An 18,894-nucleotide genomic window follows, 5' to 3' on the forward strand; every position below is an offset into this window, starting at 1 on the left:
GCATTTTATTTACCATTTCAATCTCTTAGACACAACCACTTTCTATCAGCAATTTGTGCAATAAAAAAAGCAGGCCATCCCTGACCTGCTTTTTTACAACCAAAATTCAATGTCGCTTAAAAAAGTTTGCTATTTGAATTTAAACTATTCCAAAGTTGGTTAAAATTAAAACAAACTCAATTGCCAAAACTCAACTTTGGAATAGTTATCCTAACTAAACGATATTGAATCAAAAGTTTTATTTCCTCAATTTATCCCAATTGATCAGGGCGTTCCAGACCATTGGAGAATCATGATGGTTCAGGTAACGGTGAAGAGGATCAAATGTAAAGGCCACTACAGTTCCTTTACCAAGTGGCAGGCTGAATACAGAACCATGTCCTACGATCTCCTGCTCATTTCTGACCATTCCAGCAATCACATAATCAGGATTTTTATCCTTTTTCTCCTCCTTTTCTACTTTTTCTCTTTCAGGCATTCCCATAATATGGCCTTCGTATTCCACTTCGTCCTTCAATGGATCAAAACCATATTGCACCAACATCAAATCCCTGTTGTATTTGTCAGTCTGCAATAGTGGCCCATTTCCTCTGAAAAGCTGGAAACTTTCTCCAAACCCGTACAATACCGGAGAATCAGATTTTCTGGCTTTGGCCCGGATAATGGAACCTGGGTGAAACAATCCCGAAGTACTTACAGGTGACAGTTCGGAAGCGATACCCAACTCAGCCAATATCGCACTCATATTATCGAAGCTGATAATTACACCACCTTCTTCACCGAATTTTCTCAAATTATCCACTCCCAAGAAACCCGGACCACCAGTCATGTCACTGGTAGATGCCGGGAATCCATGGGAAGGAAACTCCGCAGTTTTGGTGAATGGCATAGGACCGAATTTCTTATCGACTCCATTGACGAAATTCTTGGCATTCCCTCTGATCCTTGGCATGATGATCACATCATATTTGGACTTCAGGCCACCTGCTTTCAGGTCATCCTTGTCTATAGAAGTGTAAGGAATTCCCCTTTCCTCAAAAGTATACCTGGTCCAGCCTTCGTCCTGTGTATTGTACCAAGTGTGGTATACTGCCACTCTTGGAAGATTGACAGTTTTCAAATCATCAGAGGACACATTGGCATTGCTGGATTCTAAGTCCAAACCGAAACCTGAAGCAATTTTAGAAGCCTGATTCGCATTGACTTTTTTCAAAATCAAAGATCCAGCGCCGTAAGTCTGTCCTCCTATCTCGGTTTCTTTGGTAAGAATGGATATTTCAGCATTTTTATTGTCCTTCTTCAAACTATACAAGGCAGGCAAAACAGTATTCTGGGCATGATAAGGAAGAATATAAGTATTCCCAGAACCAGAAATCTTTCCTTCATAAACGGCGTCTTCTGTCAACATTTTCAGGGAAGAAACATCAAAGTCCACTTCATCTTTTGCTTCCACATCTACTCCATACAGGTAGGGTAATGTCCAGGCAATGGCATCATAAGGCGGATATTTGGCCTCTTTTGGATAAGACTGTGGCGTCAAAAGAGACACCAATAGGTTTCGATAAGGCTGTTCAGAAAGCACCACATAATGGCTGTCGTTTTCATGAACTTCTATACCTTGAACCTTGAGCTGGTTGGCAAGATAGGCTACCATGGCCGGGTCTCTTTGCTCCTTGGCGATGGTAAAGGCTTTTGGTCCTTCTTTTTTCCCTTTTTCTATGCTGTTAAATCCTTTTTTATAAAAATTCCTCAACAATAATTGCCCATTGGTGGCCGCATAATAAAGGGAAGCGATGACACCCACTTGGGTATAGTTGATATTGTTTCTAAAAGACCAATAAACCAGTGGAGTGGCCGGGTCCGGTCTATACCATTCTTTGGAAGAGGCGAGGTCTCCGGCAAATTTGGCCGTGGAATAATCCCTCAAATAGGTATCTGCTCCTGCATTGCCATAAGTTTCGTAAAATCGGCCGTTGGAATTATGGTTGTTTGCCACCCAAATCCCATACCCTGGCCACCATCCGTCATAAAAGGCCCAAGTAAATGCACCGGGCATGCCTTGTGCAGAAACTTCCGCCACATCGTGATTGCCCATGACCTGCCATTCACTTTGGGTGATTGGGTCAACAAACTCATTGTAAGGACCTGTTCCGGTAGAGATATAAAGCAAAGGTACAGACTCATGCAAATCCAACATTACCGTGGGGTGAAACTCAAAGAAGCCTTTGAAAATAGACTTGGTGATTTCCTGAGAAACTTGCAAACCATCTCTATTATTGTCATGGAACACATACTTGGCCCAGTAAGGCGTAGATCTTGGGAATCCATCGTCAAACTTTTCCCTGCCTTTGGTATATCGGAAATACCAATCCACTTGTTTGTCCCAGCCATCCGGTTCTGAAACAGGATTGATCACAGTGATGACATTTTCACGGATCGCATTGATATCATTGGCATCGGAAGTGACCAGCCTGTAAGCCAATTCCATCAACATCTCGGGCGCACCCATTTCGGTGGCATGCATGCCGGCTGACACGTAATAAACAGGCTTGCTGTCCATGATAATTTGCTCGGCCTGTTCCGGACTGGTTTTTCTGGCATCAGCCAGTTTGGCCAGTTGATCTTTGTAATGGTCTAGCCGGTCCATAGACTCCTGATTACCGATAACGATCAGGTAAAAAGGCCTGTCTTCTTCCGTCCTGCCCATTTCCTGCATGTGTACCAATGGAGAGCTTTCGGCTAATTTTTGGTAATACCCATAAATCTCAGAAGTACGGTGAACAATTCCTTCTGTACCTATGATATGTCCAAAATGCTTCAATGGTGAAGGAATGGAAGGGTGATCTACTATATCCAATAAGGATTTGGGTAAAAAGCGGTCATCTGTGGTAAATTCCTTGATTTTTTCCACATAGGCTTCATCTACCTTTTGAGCCTTCAGCTCCAAGCTGAATAAGACCACAAGGGCAAACAAAATTTTAAAGGTTGGCTTCATATCGATGGTTATATTATTTTCTTGAAGGGAAACTACAAAAAAAGAGCGTATAGCTGAGGTAAAATTTATTTGGATGGTCGATCCAATACATCCATCAAAGCCTCAAGGTCCTCTAGAGTATTGAAAAGATGTAAGGAAAGCCTGATGGCCTCTCCTCTTACAGAAACATATATTTTACTTTTCTCTAAATCCGCCAACAGACTTTCCTTGTCCATGGTAGCGGGAAGATGAATCCCAAAAAGATGCCCACTTCTGAAAGCCTCTTCCTCAAAACCATAGCCTTTTTCTTTCAGGAAAGGAAAAAGAGGTGCTGCCAGTTGTTTGGTGTATGACTCAATATTTCCCACTCCCCAATCGAGTATTTGTTCCAGGGCTTTGTTCAGCATAGGCAGAAGTATAAAGTTGCTGAATTCACCCATATTGTACCTGCCGGCGCCTTCGGAGTACACCGGGTCATACTTGGTAAGTGAGGCAAACTCCTGTGAATTGGACCTGTTCATCCAGCTTTCTTCCAAGGGAATCCCATCATTGAACAGCTCCGAAAAATACGCCAAACCTAAGGAATATGGCCCTAACAACCATTTGTATCCTGCGCAGACCAGGGCATCCGGTTTCACTTTTTGCACATCAAATGGTATCGCTCCTACAGACTGGGTGCCATCCAGAATAAATACCACCTTATGCTCCCTGCATTTTTGGCCTATTTCTTCCAAAAGGTACTTCGTCCCATCTGTCCAGTGAACCGTTGACATCATCAATACAGCCGTTTGATCTGTAATGTTTTCCATCAATTGTTCGTGCCATTCTCTACCTACCTCAGGATTTTGGTAAGGTCTTGGGATGGTTTTGAGTTGTTTCTGGTGTTTTTCACACCAGCGGACTATGCTGAAGTATCCACTTGGAAACTCTTCTCCTACTACCAAGGCTTCGTTGCCATTTCCCAGAGGCAGGTTATTGACCGCCGTCATCAGTCCATAGGAAGCTGAAGGCACGATGGCAATCCGCTCAGCAGAAGCATTGATGATTTTTGCGAAATTTTGCTTCAACACTCCAGCTTCTTCAAAAAAATGTTTTGGTTTGATCTGGGTTGGATTGTTTTTCTTCAGGACAGCTTCAATGCCCGCTTGCTCCACAGTCTTGAGCTGTGGCCCCATATAAGCACAATTCAAGTAGTGGATATCCTTGGGAAGGGAGAAAAGGTGTTTTTGGTTTTTCAATTGGTATTGGGTTGATCTTTATTCACATGCAAACTACTGCTTGTAGATCAATCGACAAATTATAATTTGATCTAACTAAAGAAAAAATTCAAATATTAGGATCTCAATAATTAATGTACATAATTTCTATTATGATCGAAATCATTCACCAAATGAATTTACATTTCGATTGTAATCGAAATTTATATTATTGCCAAAAAAAAGGAAATGACATTGCTTATTATAAATTTTGCCCGAATATAAAACCTGACAGGATTAATACAATGATTTGAATGTAGAAAATCTCTTTTCTGCAAAATCCAGAAAACGCTTCCAATCGTAAATACTCAGGTCATGTTCTCCCTCACGGAGATGGTATCCTATATTTTCCAAATGAAGGGTATTGATCCTTTTCATCAATCCAAATTAAGTTGGGTATCCATTTTCAGTATTTTCTGCAATTGCTCGTCCTTGAAGCCTTCAGCGCCTTTCTTTTCAAATTGCCTCAAGTACTCTTCCAAAAGCCTTTGGCTAATCTGGGAAGAATCTCCATATTTTTTGCGCATATCCTTAAGATCCTCATGAAGCTTATTTTTAATATCCGCATACTCGGGATCATTGTACACGTTTTTCAATTCATGAGGATCATTTTTCCGGTCATACAACTCCCATTCATCCACATCAAAATAAAAATGGATCAATTTGTATTCTTTGGTAACGATGGCATAATGCCGCATGACCATATGGATAGAAGGGTATTCATAGTAATGGTAATAAACGGCATCCCGGGTCCATTGGTCCGACTGCCCTGTCAATAGCGGAATCAAACTCTCCCCCTGCATGTCTGAGGGGGCTTCAATGCCCGCTGCCTCCAAAAATGTCTGGGCAAAATCGAGGTTTTGCACCATTTCATCTGATTTGCTCCCAGCTTGAACCTTTCCTGGCCAGGCCACCAATAAAGGCGTTTTGAAGGATTCGTTGTACACAAACCTTTTATCGAACCAACCATGTTCTCCTAAGTAAAAGCCCTGATCAGATGTATAGACTATGATGGTGTTTTCCATGAGCCCATTGGCTTCAAGATAATCCAAAACCCTGCCCACATTTTCATCGACTGAAGCAATCGTCCCCAAATAATCCTGCATGTAGCGTTGGTACCTCCATCTCATTTTTTCCTCTTCGGTCATGTTGGGATAGGCGGCTTTGAAGTCCTCATTTACAGGACCATAGGTCTTATCCCAATTGGCCCTTTGTGCTTCATTCATTCGCCCAACTTCCCTTTGGAAAGCTCCCTTGTCCCAGCCAGAGGCGTCAGCAATACCCAATTCATCCATCACTTTCGGATACACCTTGGAGTCCCCGGCCCAGTTCATATGGGTCAAAATATTCATTTCAGCATCTTTTGCGGCAGTACCACGACCTACATAATCATCAAAAAGTGTCACAGGCTCTGGATATTCTTTCTGGGTAAATTCAGCGATGTGCCTTTCAGCAGGCAACCATTCCCTATGTGGCGCCTTGTGCAGGTACATTAGCATAAATGGTTCTTCTTCTTTCCTTTCATTTTGCAACCAATCCAAGGTCATATCAGTGATGATATCCGTGACATAACCTTCAACTTTTATATTTCCTTCATTTTTGGTGATGAAATCAGGGTTGTAATAAGACCCTTGTCCAGGGAGAATTTTGAACTGATCAAAACCCTTAGGATTATTTCCAAAATGCAGCTTTCCAAACATGGCAGTCTGATAGCCAGCCTCCTGAAAAAGCTGTGGAAAGGTGACATTGGTCGTGTCAAATGGAAAATGATTGTCTGTCTTCCCGTTCAGATGGGAATGTTTCCCGGTAAGTATGGTCGCCCTAGAAGGAGCACATATGGAATTGGTTACAGAGGCATTGGTAAACAACATACCCATTTTCGCAATCCTGTCGATATTTGGAGTCTGTATCAAACGCTCATCGTAAGCAGAAATGGCCTGATAGGCATGGTCATCAGACATAATAAAAATGATATTGGGTCGCTTTTTTTCTTCTTCCTTTTGTTCACAGGAAAAGCTTAACATGATCAAAGCAAAATAAAAAGGGAGAATAAAAGCGATATTACGCATGCTATGGAAGGTTTTTAGTGATAATTGAATAGGGATTTTTTACTAGAGTTATTCCTTTATTCTTGGATTTTTAAAAGGATATTCTTCAATCCCAATTTAAGGTTCAATTCCCCTTATTCAAATTTTATTTTGCTCAATGGTAGCAAAAGCCAAATATACTATTCCACAACAATACGAATGGATCTATCCTGGAAAGAAATAAACATCTAAATTTTTGGATTGGCAAAGCTGATTAACGTGCTAAGATTGCATAAAGACTATCTGACCATTTTATAGCATCAATCAAAAGTCATCCACCTGCAATTCCTGAAAGAAAAAGTTGTTTTCATCAACTGCTTGACCATCTTCATTCACATACCTTATTTGTTGCCTTCCTGTCAATAGAAATGACCCATTATTTAATGCTTTGACCTCTAAGTCAGAGTTTCTTAAACTCAATACTTTATCACCTTTCTGAGGATTCAGGATTTTGACTTCTTGGTTAATTTCCTGAAAATCACCTTCTGAAATTAACGAATAGAAAAGCTTTCCTTCAAATTCATATATGAAATGATCCTTGTTTCCTGAGAATATCTGACCATAAGAAAGCGGGACAAAAGTAGACTTTTTGGGCAGGGGCACGGCATAATCCCATAACACATCTCCATTGTTGTCAAACTGTAAAAAGTGAGAGGATTTGAAGGAAAAGTAAATATCAGGATCAGTCACTGGAGTTGGGATCCACACTCCAGAACCAGCTTCATAAACTGGAGCAGCGGTCCCTCGCCTTCCGTAATTTAAATCCTTTATAGGGTTAAAATGGTAATAGTGATGATCATATACTCCATCCTTCGTTAAATGCGAATTGCCTACAGGCAAGAAATGATCTGAATACAAAAGATAGCCATGATCATTTTTTATGATTTCCCTTGCTGCCAAAGCTTCCTTCAAAGAAGGGTTCCTAGACTTTTCCCAGCTTTTACGGCTCTTTTCACCTCCATCTTTTTCAAAAGCAAAGAATCCATCCAGGTCATTGATCTCAACAATATTGTTAAAGGGGTCGCTACCATCAGCAAGGTATCCTCCATAGAAACCGTTGTACCCAACTTTATTCGTCATCCCAACAGTTCCTGCAATAAATTTCAAAGGACCTTCATTAGAAATGATCATGTCAATGTTCTCCCTATTTTTGGATTCGTTTTCAAACAAGTGGTTTCGAAGCATAACCCCTTCCTTGTTGATCGAGGACATGAGAAAAGATTTGCTTCTGTCTTTCGTCCTGAATTTGATCATCAGGTTAAAAACCCCTGTCATTTCATCTCCAAAAACCTCCTGAACAAGCATCCCAGGTTGAAAAACATCCTCCACCGTATAAACCTTGCCGGTAGCCATTTCTTTGACCTGGGCAATGGGCCTATTTTGAACATAGTACAACAGAAGTATCCTGTCATCTAAAATTTCAAAATCAGAGATTGGGCTTTCTACTGTGTTCTTAAGGTCGATTTCCTTTGTTTCTTTAGTTTTCAGGTCTAAGATCAACAGGTATTTCTCATTCAAATGCCTCTGGGTATTTTCACATAAAAAGTAAACTTTATCCCCAAAGACTTTTTTTCTTTTGAGCACATGACTCCATTTGAGAGGAATGTCTACCACCTTTTCATCCCCAAATGACTTAGTCGCTATGGATATTTTCAAATTCAACTGTTTCTCAGCATCTCCTTTATTGATCTGATAGGCAAAAAAGTAATCCTCGGAAACGTCTACCCACACTGGCTGACTGGAAAATTCGCCGCTTACCTCAAGTCGTTCGCCAAAGCTGACTTGCCCAAAGGAGTATGTGCAGAATACACTTAAAAAAGATGCCAGGAAAAATTTATACAGTAATTTCATAACTAAATATAAATTATTCCAGCGAATAAAAAAACCTGCTCAAATCTTGGATCTAAACAGGTTTAAATGAAATCACTAATTATTATTGAATACTGTTAAGTATTCAGATATCTATTAAGCTAACTCTTTCTCATTTTTAAAGAAAAAAAATGTTATTGGTGAAGATTGCTGAAAAAAGATCCAATTCCTTTTCTAGGTGATCAAGGTGAAGTTTCTTAACAGGTATTGAAGCATATGCATTATCAAATTTGGAATACTGCGGAAACAATTCTCCTACTTCATGGAATAACTTTCTTGCGAAAATCTCCACCTCTTCATCATAGGGGTAATAGCTATACCAACCTTTTCCGGTACCATCTTCTAAAGGAACCAGTGCACGCTTTTCATAATCGGCAAAATACAAGCCATAAAGCCCGAGCATACTTACCAAAAGTACTACTCCCCGACAACCCGGACCATCCATCCTCACTTTCACACTCAGAATATGATTCCCGTGCTGAAAAGAAGAGTCCCGAACTTCATATACCCCTTCAAAGGCTCTGATTTTTTCTGAAAACTTCTCCCATTTTGGTAAATAACTGCTTCGCAGTAAGCCTAGTTTAGAATATTTCTTCTCCATAATCGGAATTAAGGGAGAATTCCAATCCCAAGGATCCATGGTAAAATCCTTTAATAAATTTAAATATGCTTCTGGTTTATTGACAATGGGTTCCATATATGGCTGGGGAGTCTTATGTAATTATTTTATTGTCTTTCTGAGAAAAACTCATCAAAGTTAACCTTATTCAAAACCTAAAAACCTTGTTTTACTAAAAGACAATTTAGTATATCTATAGAAATATAGTATTAGTAGTAAATATGGCCTTAAACAAATCAAGTTCCTTTTCAAAATTACCCAAATAAATGTTATTCACTTTAATGGAAGCATATGCATTATCGAACTTGGAAAAATCAGGGAAAAGAGTCCCTATTTCGTTAAAGATTTTGCGAGAAAGAATCTCCCCTTCCTCATCGTAAGGATAATAACTCAACCAACCTTTTCCATAACCATCATCTAAAGGGACCAGAGCTGGTTTATCATAATCCACAAAAAAAACGCCATATAGTCCAAGCATACTTACTAAAAATACAAGCCCCTTACATCCTGGCCCTTGCAGTCTAATTTGTGTACTTAAGAGATGGAAACCGTGTTGAATCGAGGTTTCTTTCACTTCATACACACATTCATAGGTACTGAGTTTGTTTAGGAATTTCTCCCATATTGGGAATAATCGAATTCTTTTTTCACTTAATTCTTCCTTTTTTGCTTCCATAGCCGGAATTAAGGGAGAATTCCAATCCCAGGGATCCATGGTAAAATCCTTTAATAAATTTAAATATGCTTCTGGTTTATTGACAAATGGTTCCATAGTTTGCTGAGGAGTCCGGGGCATTTATTTTATTGTCTTTCAGGCAATAGCCACAGCTGATTTTCTAATATAATGAAAAAAACCTGCTCAAATATTTGATCTGAGCAGGTTTAAATGAAATCATTAATTTATTTTTCCGCATCACTGCGTATGAATATCATATTTTCTGTCTTGAGGGGATATTCATGGATATTAAATTGATATTGGGATATTTATCACACAGATTCTACGAGTTTGAATGGGAATTTATATTTACTTCAACCTAAGGGATATACATACTTTTTTAAAGGAATATTAGTTTTCCAAAGAATCCAACATTCAAATTATGTTTAACCCCAATATCCAATACCTACTAGTATCCATTAATATCTTAATCTATGAATCCTGGCAGGTTGACCGAATTTTATCAAATATAATCATTCAAAATATTCTCGAACAGTTCCTGTCTGCCACTTCTCTGCTTAGGCTCACCTACTGACTTGGCATGGTTTCTCAAATCCTCCAAAGTCAAATTGCCTTCTTCAAAAGATTTTCCATTTCCGGCATCAAAAGAAGCGTAGCGCTCTTTCCTCAGGTCTTTGTAAGCTGATTTTTCCAATATTTCATTGGCTATCAAAAGTCCTCTGGCAAAAGCATCCATACTGCCAATATGAGCGTGAAAAAGATCCTCAAGGTCTGTGGAATTCCTTCTCACTTTGGCGTCAAAGTTGACCCCTCCGCCTTGAATACCTCCACCTTCCAAAATGACCAACATGGATTCTGTAAGTTCTTGGATATTGATGGCAAACTGATCGGTATCCCAGCCATTCTGATAATCCCCTCTATTGGCATCTATGCTGCCCAACATGCCCGCATCAACAGCTACCTGAAGTTCGTGCTGGAAAGTATGGCCGGCCAAAGTAGCATGGTTCACTTCAAGATTCAGTTTGAAATCTTTATCCAGACCATGATGTCTCAGGAATCCAACAACGGTAGCGGCATCGTAATCATACTGATGCTTGGTTGGCTCCATAGGCTTAGGTTCGATAAGGAAATTCCCTTTGAAACCTTTTGATCGGGCATAATCACGCGCCATGGTTAAGAATTTGGCCAGGTGCTCAGTTTCTCTTTTCATGTCTGTATTGAGCAAAGACATGTAGCCTTCTCTACCGCCCCAGAACACATAATTTTCTCCCCCCAATTTGATGGTGGCGTCGATGGAATTCTTCACTTGGGTACCGGCCCAAGCTACCACGTCAAAGTCAGGGTTGGTAGAAGCGCCGTTCATGTAACGTGGATTGCTGAATACATTGGCAGTGCCCCATAGTAATTTGATTCCAGTTTCCTTTTGCTTCTCAAGCGCATAATCTGTGATGATCTGCATACGCTCTTCGTATTCTTCCAGCGTAGCACCTTCATCTATCAGATCCACATCGTGGAAACAATAATATTCTGCTCCGATTTTGGTAAAAAACTCAAATGCAGCATCCATTTTGTCTTTCGCTCTTTGGACTGCATCGGCATTTTCATCCCAAAGTCTGTTCATAGTACCTGGCCCAAAAGGATCTCCACCTGTGCCGCAGAAGGTATGCCAATAAGCAATCGCAAATTTGAAATGCTCCTTCATGGACTTTCCAGCCACTACTTGGTCAGGGTTGTAATACCTGAATGCAAATGGGTTTTTAGAGCCCTTGCCCTCATATTTGATTTTTTCTATCCCGGGAAAATAGGTCTTGGCCATAGTTTTTGGGTTTTAATAGATAAAATAGGTTTAAGAAATTATTTAGGTGACCAAATTATATATTTTATCTGAATATGGAAAACGTTTGCACCTCCTTATGCAAAGTCTGTATGATTAACTTTATGGAATCGGTTGCAAAAATGAAGAACGGAAAAGAGATGGGATTTACGAATGAGAATTTACGATAAACGGAGATTTTTCCAGCGCAAAGGTTTATGATTTTGTTGAATGGTTGCTGGGTATCGGGTAAAGGTTAATAGTTAAAAAAGTTAATGGTTAATGGTTAATGGTTAATTGTCCGTACCCCATAACGCTTAACGTTTAACCCTTAACAGTTCATCGATTCATCATTTAATCAAAACCCTTCCGTATCGTTTCCGCAATCTCTGCCAGTTCCTCCTTGCTGAGTTTGAGCTTTTCTCTGTTGAAATTGATGTCGTCCATGCTTCTTAAAGGAACCAAGTGAACATGCACATGGGGCACTTCCAAACCGATCACCGCTACACCAACACGTGTACATTTGATGGTTTTATCAATTGCCTTGGCTACTTTTTTTGAAAAAACATGTAAGCCAGCCAGTATTTCATCCTCAAGATCAAAAATATAATCGACCTCCACTTTCGGCACTACCAATACATGTCCTTTGACCAAGGGCATAATATCTAAAAACGCAATATAATTGTCATCCTCTGCTACTATCTGTGCAGGGATCTCTCTATTGATGATTTTTGTAAATATGCTTGCCATAGTCCTAAAAATAAAAATCCCAATGGGGAATACCAATGGGATCTGAGTTTAATTTAATAACTGATATCCAGGATTTCGAACTCCAGGGTGCCAGCAGGTGCTTTGATTTCTGCTACATCTCCTACGGACTTGCCCAAGAGGCCTTTTCCGAATGGGGAAGCGAGTGAAATTTTACCGGATTTAAGATCGGCTTCTTCCTCGGAAACCAACATGTATGTCACTGTCGCACCGTTTTTCAGATTCTTGATTTTCACAGTTGACAGAATACCGACTTTAGAAGCATCCATTTTGGAATTGTCCATTACGCGGGCATTTCCCACTACTGCCTCCAATTTGGCTATTTTCAATTCCAAGAGACCCTGTGCATCTTTGGCCGCATCATATTCAGCATTTTCACTAAGATCACCTTTGTCCCTTGCCTCAGCAATCTGCTTGGCGATATCAGACCTTCCTTTGGTCTTCAATTCATGCAGCTCATCCTTGAGCTTCTTCAATCCTTCTTCGGTGTAATACTGTATCTTACTCATGCTTTCGAAATTTTACTATGGCTATGAAAAATAAAAGAACGGTCTCATTGACTGAAACCGTTGCTTTTCTCCTTGTTTACTATGTTGATGCACAAAAGTAACAATTCTATTCAGACTTACCAACCTATGCTGTTTATAAAGATTTGAAAGGATGGAAATCGCATCAATTCATTCCCAATAATAATGCGCATAATTTCAAAAAGCCTCTTTAATTTTTTCAACCAATACCTGATTGATTTTTTCATAAGACTGAAAAGTCCAACCTGCGACATGGGGGCTGAAAATCACATTCTTCTTTTGAGCAAGTATTTCAAATGACTTTTTTTGTTTATCGGTAAAGGTTTTGAATTTTTCATTTTCCAGCACATCCAATACAGCTCCCTTTATAATACCCCGGTCAAGGGCCTCATTCAAGGTCTCAAATGTTATGATCTCTCCCCTTGCAGTATTGATCAGGTAAATGGGCTTCTTGAATCTTTCTAGGAGATCAATATTCAAAAAACCTCTGGTCTCCAATGTAAGTGGGACATGTAGACTGAGTACATCTGTCTCTTCCAAAAGCTGCCCCAAAGAGGATTCTCTGACATGAAAATTCCCAAAACCAGTCTTGTACTTGTCGTAAGCCAAAATATTGACTTCAAATCCGGCCAGTTTTTTAGCAAATGAGGAACCCATATTTCCATAACCTATGATCCCTACAGTTTTGCCTTTCAGCTCTTCCCCCCTGTTTTGTTCTCTCTTCCAAATCCCCTTTCTCACTTCATCATCAGCTTTGCTGATGTGATTAAACAAGGCCAAAAGCCCTCCTACGGCATATTCCCCTACCGCATCCATATTCCCCTCCGCCGCATGAAACAGCTTAATCCCATGGTCCGAAAGATAGTCAAGGTCAATATTATCAAGCCCTGCACCCGCCCTGCCAACAAATTTTAAATTACCGGCTTGTTCCAACAAAGGCCGGTCAATCGGTGTTTTGGAGCGGATGATCAATCCCGTATACATACATATAACTTCCAAAATTTCATCTCTCCGGATATCCGGATGGTAGTCTACCATATACCCTGCATCTTCCAAAAGAGGTATTATGGAAGGGTGCATTTCATCTATAATCAATACCTTACCTAACCCCATTTTCACAATTTTAACAACGTCATTGCCACTCCAAAATAAACCGCCAGACCCAACAGGTCATTGGCAGTGGTGATAAAAGGACCCGAGGCTATGGCTGGATTGATCCCAAATTTATCTAAAACCAAAGGTGTGACCGTGCCCATAAATGAAGCCAGCAAAACCACACAAAACATAGCCAAACCTATGGTAACCCCAAAAATAGTTTCAAAACCGTAAATGAATTTGACAACAGAAAATACAAATAGACCCAGAACTATTCCATTTACCAAGGCGATTAAAAATCCCTTTACAAAGCGCTGCCAGGGTGTATCATCAAAGACTGACTTGCTGGCAAGCGTCTGTACCACCAGAGAGGAAGACTGAATCCCCACATTTCCACCTGTGGCAGCCACAAGCGGAATAAATGAAGCTAAAGCGATGTATTTGCTGAGGCCATCTTCGAAAAAGGTAATGATCTGTGCTCCCATAAGACCTCCTACTACTCCAATGATCAGCCAAGGAAGCCGTGCTTTGGAGATCCTCAGAATGCTATCCGACTCTTCCACATCAGCAGAAATCCCCGTCATGGCCTGAATATCTTCTTCTGATTGCTCACGGATCAAGTCCAAAATATCATCCACTGTAATTCTTCCCACGAGCTTGTTTTTGGCATTGACTACGGGGACGGATTCCAAGTCGTATTTCCGCATAATTTCGGCTACTTCCTCTCCATCCAGGTGGGTAGGTACTGAAATCAACTCCGGCTCATAGATATCCATGATCTTGGTATTGGAAGCCGAAAGGATGATTTTTTTCAAAGAAACCCTGCCCAGAAGATGCTGTTTATTGTCCACCACATAGATAGAATAAATTTTTTCTACCTTCTCCGCCTGCCTCCTTATTTCCTCTATGGTCTGTATCACACTCCAATTTTGATTGGCTTTGATATATTCCTTTGCCATAAGACCACCCGCAGTGTCCTCATCATAACGGAGCAGGTCGAGGATATTGGCTGACTTTTCTTTCTCCTGTAGGTGGCTGATTACCTCCTCTCTTTCTTTGGAGGGCATCAGGATTAAAATATCCGCAGCATCATCAGAGTCCATTTGATCAATCAAGGAAGCAAGCTCATACGCCTCCATGTCCCTGATCACTTTGTTGACTGAATCTTCATCCAATTCTATCAAAATATCTGCTGAAGTAGCTTTAGGAAGAAGCCTCAACACGTAAATAGCTTCGTCAAGATTGAGTTCATCCAGCAATGCAGCAATATCTGCCACATTCACACCTTCCAGAGATTCCAGAATAAAATCATTCTGTTGTTCTTCTATCCCAAGCCTAAGACTCTCCAGGTATTCTTTGGATAATTCAAAGGTTTTTATTGGTTCCAAGATTCCTGTATTTTTTTTGTTAACAATACAAATTCAGACACATCGAGCTGCTCTGCCCTCAGGTCCAGCATGGGATCTTCCCTAAGCTCATCTTTCAATCCCATTCCCTTCATACAATTTCTAAGGGTTTTCCTTCTGGTACTGAAAGCCTGCTTGACTACCCTGAAAAAAACCTTTTCGTCGCAGGGCAATTCCCTCACAGTATTCCTAGTCAATCGGATCACTCCCGAATTCACTTTTGGAGGGGGATTGAAGACCCCCGGAGGCACAGTAAATAGGTACTCTATATCATAAAATGCCTGTAGCAACACAGATAAAATCCCATAACTTTTATTGCCCTTTGGCGAAGCTATGCGTTCTGCTACCTCCTTTTGGAGCATGCAGACAACTTCCTTTACGGCATTTCTTTCTTCCAATATTTTGAAAAAAATCTGAGAGGAAATATTGTAAGGAAAATTACCTGCTACGGCGTAAGGACCTCCCATGATCGGGGTAAAATCCTTTTTGAGGTAATCCGCTTCGATAATTTTATTGCCCAGATCAGGGTATTTGCCATGGAGATACACAATAGACTCACTGTCAATGTCTACCAAATACAAATCCCATTTTTCTTGAATCAAAAAATCCGTCAAAACACCCATTCCCGGACCTATTTCCAACACTTTGCTGACCCCATCCTGTCCCTGGACTGCTTTGGCTATCCGCTCTGCTATCCCCAGATCGGTCAAAAAATGCTGTCCAAGGTGTTTTTTGGGTTTGACCTTCTCCATGTACCTTCCTTTGATTATTTTCTATAAATTGCATCTCAAAAATAAGAGAATTATCACAAAGGCCTATCATATAATTCCAAATCAATGGAATCTGTGGAAATCCAACACCAAGTGAGACACCGGTTGATCGGTCGAAGTTTTGTGAACAGCTCTTTACTCTTTTCATTTTGAACAGGACAGACTTAATGAACCAAAGAAAAAACAAACCCGTCATAGGTATCAGTATCGGAGACATTAATGGTATCAGTGCAGAGGTAACCATCAAGGCACTTTTAGACAACCGGCTTCAGAAGCTTATTACTCCCGTCATTTATGCACATGGCAAAGCCATGACATTCTACAGGAAGCAATTGGAGCTGGAAGACTTCAACTTTATGCAGATCCGGAACATAGACGAAGTTCATAACCGCAAGACCAACCTGATCAATGTAGTAGACGAAAGCCCCGAAGTCATCCCTGGTGTGGAAACACAGGAAGCAGGAAAAATGGCTTTGGCTGCGCTTGAACACGCCATAGAAGACCTGAAATCTGGAAAAATAGACGGCTTGGTTACTGCGCCATTGAACAAAAACAATATCAATAGCCCGGAAAAAAAATTTATTGGGCACACGGAATTCCTGACAGAAGCTTTTGGAGGTGAAGAAAGTCTGATGTTTCTGGTTGCAGAGGATATCCGTGTTGGTTTGGTGACAGGCCATATTCCAGTTTCCCAAATCACCAAAAACATCAGTGCTGAAAACATCAGAAAAAAACTGAATCTAATGATTGATTCACTTAAAAATGACTTTGGAATCAGCAAGCCGAAGGTTGCGGTTCTCGGACTAAATCCCCATGCAGGTGAAGACGGACTATTAGGTGATGAGGAGGATAAAATAATCAAACCTGTGGTATCTGAATTCAAAGACAAAGGTCATTTAATATTTGGTCCATATCCCTCTGATGGCTTTTTCGGAATGCTGCATCACAAAAAATTTGATGGTATACTGGCAATGTACCATGACCAGGGCTTGATACCTTTTAAAACTTTGGCTTTTGAAACAGGTGTAAATTTCACTGCGGGACTTACTATTGTCCGTACCTCACCTGATCATGGCACTGCTTACAATATTGCAGGAAAAAATATTGCGGATGAAGGTTCTATGCGGGCAGCCATTATGCAGGCTTATGATATCATCCGCAACAGAATGGGCTGGGAGGAAGAAGAGGAAGGATGAAGGAGGAAGGATGAAGGATGAAGGATGAGGGATGAGGACTGTCCGACTGGTCATCAAGGCGGGAAGGAAGGATGAAGGAGGAAGGAGGAATGTTGGCCAAATGACCGATTTGAATAATGAATGCTGAATGATGAATATCGAATAATGAAGTTGGGTCTAACTTTGTTTGAGGGAATCCCTAGCCCTGTAAGGGCGGATTGTATAATAGCCCAGGATTTTAAAATCTACCATTGACAGATATGGAGGGATCGTCATTCTGAGATTTTAAAATTTTGCATTTACAGAAAGGAAATGACAGTTGGTGTACGTCATCCTGAATCGGAGCTTGCGGAGATGAAAGCCTGTCCCGCAGCATTGCGGGAGATCTCCTCTATTTTGGGAGACTCTTCCTTCGTCAGAGTGACGTGTCGCCCCGATCGATGTCATTGGTAACGTAGTGAAGAATCTCTTACCATGTGGGAGATGCTTCGACTCCGCAAGCTCCGCTCAGCATGACGCGTAATTTTGTCATTACCCTTTCTGAACATTCCCTAAATGTTAAAATCTCAGAATGACGGGTCTGCAGATGTCATTTCCTTTCTGTAAATGTCAATTTTAATAACTCAGGATGACGTACACCAACTGTCATTCCCCTTCTATCATTGCCAATTTCAATAACTCTGAATATCAGCCATACCTATTGCTGTCAGTTCAGCAATAAAACAGTTACACAATTCATCACTTCCCCGGAGTTAGTACAATCTTCCTAAACTCCACCGGTCCATGGTCTCCCTGAAGCATTATTGGTCCAGGAAGGGCCTCGTGACTGTCCAAAGCTCCTCCGGTAATTCCGGGGATGATCTGATCACAAATAATGTTTTTACCATTGGCAACTATAGTCAGTCTTCTTCCTACCAAGGTAATCTCAAAAGTCTGCCACTCTCCTGCTGCCTTTGCCACCATCTCATTGGGGGTCAAAAACCCATACACTCCTCCAAAAAGTACCGATGAGGCTTCTTTCCCTTTGTCATCCTGGATTTGTACTTCATACCTTCCTCTCAAAAAAATTCCACTATTGCTTCCTTCCGGATACCGGAATTCCACTTCTAGCTTAAAATCATCAAATTTCTCCTCTGTGATCAAATTGGCACCTGAAACTTCACTTGTGAGAATGCCATTAACTACCTTCCATTGATTATGTTCATTATCCGCATACCAGCCTGAAAGGTCATTTCCATTAAAAATCGCAATTGGTTCCGCCCATTCAGGAGCCTTCTCTCTTACAAGAGATGGAGCCGGTTTTCCCACAAAACTGTATTTATCACCCATGGGATGTAATATAGTGCCTGTCATTTCCCCATTATTGACCATGCCTTCAAAGACCAAATCCTGATCAGTATTCTGCCATTGTGGCGGAATGCTAAAAGAGACCTTTCCATTTTCGAAATGAACTTTGGAAATTGGTCTGGCACTCCCATCATCTCCTACAAAATGTCCAGTAAGCACCTTGAAGCCTGATAATTTCACCTCCAACCAGGATGGCGCTTCTTTTCCATTTTTGTCCAGAGTGAGGTTCCACCTACCTATGACATCCTCCGCATCAGGTGTACTCAGCTGCGTAGTATGTGGGCTTGGTTCATCAGTTTGGAAGGCAACTTGCCCGGCTTGAGGTGTATTTTGGCTGTGGGCAGAAAAAATAAGGCCCAAGGTCAATAATGACCCTAGGCCTAGTGTTTTTAAGTTGTGATTGAGGTATGGTTTCGATGTATTCATCTCTTGAAATTAAAGGTTATTTGGATTTCAAGATAGCCAAATACCTTAATTTTTAAAACTCCTCGCCTCATTAGTCAAAATTTCAA

15 protein-coding genes are annotated in these 18,894 nt (G+C 40.7%); 1 reads left to right on the top strand and 14 read right to left on the bottom strand.

Annotation, left to right across the window (positions count from 1 at the left end; genetic code table 11):
- Positions 1-238 precede the first annotated feature (238 nt).
- From EGN73_RS16825 to rsmA, 13 genes are all read right to left on the bottom strand, one after another.
- Positions 239-2,995 (bottom strand): M14 family zinc carboxypeptidase, encoded by a 2,757-nt coding sequence (locus EGN73_RS16825; RefSeq protein WP_219292578.1) that lies wholly within the window; start codon positions 2,993-2,995, stop codon positions 239-241.
- A gap of 65 nt (positions 2,996-3,060) precedes the next feature.
- On the bottom strand, positions 3,061-4,212 hold the full coding sequence (locus EGN73_RS16830) for an aminotransferase class V-fold PLP-dependent enzyme (protein ID WP_246611634.1): 1,152 nt from the start codon (positions 4,210-4,212) through the stop codon (positions 3,061-3,063).
- Positions 4,213-4,467: 255 nt separating this feature from the next.
- Positions 4,468-4,608 carry a hypothetical protein gene (locus EGN73_RS16835; protein ID WP_219292580.1) on the bottom strand — a complete coding sequence of 47 codons (141 nt, stop codon included), beginning with the start codon at positions 4,606-4,608 and terminating at the stop codon, positions 4,468-4,470.
- A complete protein-coding gene (locus tag EGN73_RS16840) occupies positions 4,608-6,299 on the bottom strand; it encodes a sulfatase family protein (protein ID WP_219292582.1) in 1,692 nt (563 codons plus the stop codon). The genes EGN73_RS16835 and EGN73_RS16840 overlap by 1 nt, the downstream gene beginning before the upstream one ends.
- Before the next feature lie 282 nt (positions 6,300-6,581).
- On the bottom strand, positions 6,582-8,168 hold the full coding sequence (locus EGN73_RS16845; RefSeq protein WP_246611635.1) for a hypothetical protein: 1,587 nt from the start codon (positions 8,166-8,168) through the stop codon (positions 6,582-6,584).
- A 136-nt stretch (positions 8,169-8,304) separates the two neighbouring features.
- Positions 8,305-8,883 carry a hypothetical protein gene (locus EGN73_RS16850; RefSeq protein ID WP_219292584.1) on the bottom strand — a complete coding sequence of 193 codons (579 nt, stop codon included), beginning with the start codon at positions 8,881-8,883 and terminating at the stop codon, positions 8,305-8,307.
- 115 nt (positions 8,884-8,998) lie between these two features.
- Positions 8,999-9,577, bottom strand: a complete 579-nt coding sequence (locus EGN73_RS16855) for a hypothetical protein (protein WP_219292586.1) — start codon at positions 9,575-9,577, stop codon at positions 8,999-9,001.
- A 406-nt stretch (positions 9,578-9,983) separates the two neighbouring features.
- A complete protein-coding gene (gene xylA, locus EGN73_RS16860) occupies positions 9,984-11,297 on the bottom strand; it encodes a xylose isomerase (RefSeq protein WP_219292588.1) in 1,314 nt (437 codons plus the stop codon).
- Between the two features lie 351 nt (positions 11,298-11,648).
- The gene (locus tag EGN73_RS16865) at positions 11,649-12,044 is read right to left on the bottom strand and encodes an HIT family protein (RefSeq protein WP_219292590.1); all 396 of its coding nucleotides are present in this window, start codon (positions 12,042-12,044) and stop codon (positions 11,649-11,651) included.
- 53 nt (positions 12,045-12,097) lie between these two features.
- A complete protein-coding gene (gene greA / locus EGN73_RS16870) occupies positions 12,098-12,571 on the bottom strand; it encodes a transcription elongation factor GreA (protein WP_219292592.1) in 474 nt (157 codons plus the stop codon).
- A gap of 195 nt (positions 12,572-12,766) precedes the next feature.
- The gene (locus tag EGN73_RS16875; RefSeq protein WP_219292594.1) at positions 12,767-13,702 is read right to left on the bottom strand and encodes an NAD(P)-dependent oxidoreductase; all 936 of its coding nucleotides are present in this window, start codon (positions 13,700-13,702) and stop codon (positions 12,767-12,769) included.
- A gap of 2 nt (positions 13,703-13,704) precedes the next feature.
- On the bottom strand, positions 13,705-15,072 hold the full coding sequence (gene mgtE / locus EGN73_RS16880) for a magnesium transporter (RefSeq protein ID WP_219292596.1): 1,368 nt from the start codon (positions 15,070-15,072) through the stop codon (positions 13,705-13,707).
- A complete protein-coding gene (gene rsmA, locus EGN73_RS16885) occupies positions 15,060-15,842 on the bottom strand; it encodes a 16S rRNA (adenine(1518)-N(6)/adenine(1519)-N(6))-dimethyltransferase RsmA (protein WP_219292598.1) in 783 nt (260 codons plus the stop codon). The genes mgtE and rsmA overlap by 13 nt, the downstream gene beginning before the upstream one ends.
- 185 nt (positions 15,843-16,027) lie before the next feature.
- Here rsmA and pdxA point away from each other — a divergent pair, with 185 nt between their 5' ends.
- The gene (pdxA, locus tag EGN73_RS16890; RefSeq protein ID WP_219292600.1) at positions 16,028-17,056 is read left to right on the top strand and encodes a 4-hydroxythreonine-4-phosphate dehydrogenase PdxA; all 1,029 of its coding nucleotides are present in this window, start codon (positions 16,028-16,030) and stop codon (positions 17,054-17,056) included.
- A 717-nt stretch (positions 17,057-17,773) separates the two neighbouring features.
- Here pdxA and EGN73_RS16895 read toward each other — a convergent pair.
- The gene (locus EGN73_RS16895; protein WP_219292602.1) at positions 17,774-18,808 is read right to left on the bottom strand and encodes a 3-keto-disaccharide hydrolase; all 1,035 of its coding nucleotides are present in this window, start codon (positions 18,806-18,808) and stop codon (positions 17,774-17,776) included.
- Positions 18,809-18,894 lie beyond the last annotated feature (86 nt).

The organism is Arthrospiribacter ruber (assembly GCF_019343195.1).
Classification (GTDB): domain Bacteria; phylum Bacteroidota; class Bacteroidia; order Cytophagales; family Cyclobacteriaceae; genus Arthrospiribacter; species Arthrospiribacter ruber.

Excerpts from the sequence above, each read along its gene's own strand:
- xylA (WP_219292588.1), bottom strand. The coding sequence starts at position 11,297 with ATGGCCAAGACCTATTTTCCCGGGATAGAAAAAATCAAATATGAGGGC.
- EGN73_RS16840 (WP_219292582.1), bottom strand. The coding sequence starts at position 6,299 with ATGCGTAATATCGCTTTTATTCTCCCTTTTTATTTTGCTTTGATCATG.
- EGN73_RS16825 (WP_219292578.1), bottom strand. The coding sequence starts at position 2,995 with ATGAAGCCAACCTTTAAAATTTTGTTTGCCCTTGTGGTCTTATTCAGC.
- EGN73_RS16865 (WP_219292590.1), bottom strand. The coding sequence starts at position 12,044 with ATGGCAAGCATATTTACAAAAATCATCAATAGAGAGATCCCTGCACAG.
- EGN73_RS16850 (WP_219292584.1), bottom strand. The coding sequence starts at position 8,883 with ATGGAACCCATTGTCAATAAACCAGAAGCATATTTAAATTTATTAAAG.
- pdxA (WP_219292600.1), top strand. The coding sequence starts at position 16,028 with ATGAACCAAAGAAAAAACAAACCCGTCATAGGTATCAGTATCGGAGAC.
- EGN73_RS16835 (WP_219292580.1), bottom strand. The coding sequence starts at position 4,608 with ATGAAAAGGATCAATACCCTTCATTTGGAAAATATAGGATACCATCTC.
- greA (WP_219292592.1), bottom strand. The coding sequence starts at position 12,571 with ATGAGTAAGATACAGTATTACACCGAAGAAGGATTGAAGAAGCTCAAG.
- EGN73_RS16855 (WP_219292586.1), bottom strand. The coding sequence starts at position 9,577 with ATGGAACCATTTGTCAATAAACCAGAAGCATATTTAAATTTATTAAAG.
- rsmA (WP_219292598.1), bottom strand. The coding sequence starts at position 15,842 with ATGGAGAAGGTCAAACCCAAAAAACACCTTGGACAGCATTTTTTGACC.
- EGN73_RS16875 (WP_219292594.1), bottom strand. The coding sequence starts at position 13,702 with ATGGGGTTAGGTAAGGTATTGATTATAGATGAAATGCACCCTTCCATA.
- EGN73_RS16845 (WP_246611635.1), bottom strand. The coding sequence starts at position 8,168 with ATGAAATTACTGTATAAATTTTTCCTGGCATCTTTTTTAAGTGTATTC.
- EGN73_RS16895 (WP_219292602.1), bottom strand. The coding sequence starts at position 18,808 with ATGAATACATCGAAACCATACCTCAATCACAACTTAAAAACACTAGGC.